This is a genomic window from Bradyrhizobium sp. NBAIM08 (genome assembly GCF_020193935.1).
In the GTDB taxonomy this organism is placed as follows: Bacteria; Pseudomonadota; Alphaproteobacteria; order Rhizobiales; family Xanthobacteraceae; genus Bradyrhizobium; species Bradyrhizobium yuanmingense.
In genome coordinates this window covers 1-389 of record NZ_JADYVR010001220.1, presented here as the reverse complement: position 1 = coordinate 389, position 389 = coordinate 1, and the positions used below count along the sequence as shown (strand labels likewise).

Sequence of the window (389 nt, the reverse complement as noted above, 5' to 3'; positions counted from 1 at the left end):
CAAGCGAGCATCGAGGCGGGCGCCAAGCCATTGCTGGGTTGCGAGCCTGGCAGAGGCGCTTCGCATTACCCGGCATCGATTCTGGACGACGTGAAGCCGGGCATGCCCGCTTACGCCGAGGAATTGTTCGGCCCGGTCGCCAGCATTATCCGTGTGCGCGACGAAGACGAAGCCGTGCACGTGGCCAACGACACCTTGTTCGGACTGGGCGCCAGCGTCTGGACGCAGGACAAGGCGCGTGGCGAAAGCATCGCCAGGAGAATCAGGGCCGGCGCCACGTTCGTCAATGCGCAGGTGCGCAGCGATGTGCGCCTGCCGTTCGGTGGCACCAAGTCATCGGGCTTCGGCCGCGAACTGGCCGAGCACGGCATTCACGAATTCATGAATAT

The 389-nt window shown here is 64.0% G+C and carries 1 protein-coding gene; it reads left to right on the top strand.

Annotated features, from left to right (window positions below; genetic code table 11):
- Positions 1-389, top strand: a 389-nt coding sequence (locus I6F37_RS44230) for an aldehyde dehydrogenase family protein (RefSeq protein WP_225155019.1), incomplete at both ends; no start/stop codon positions are given.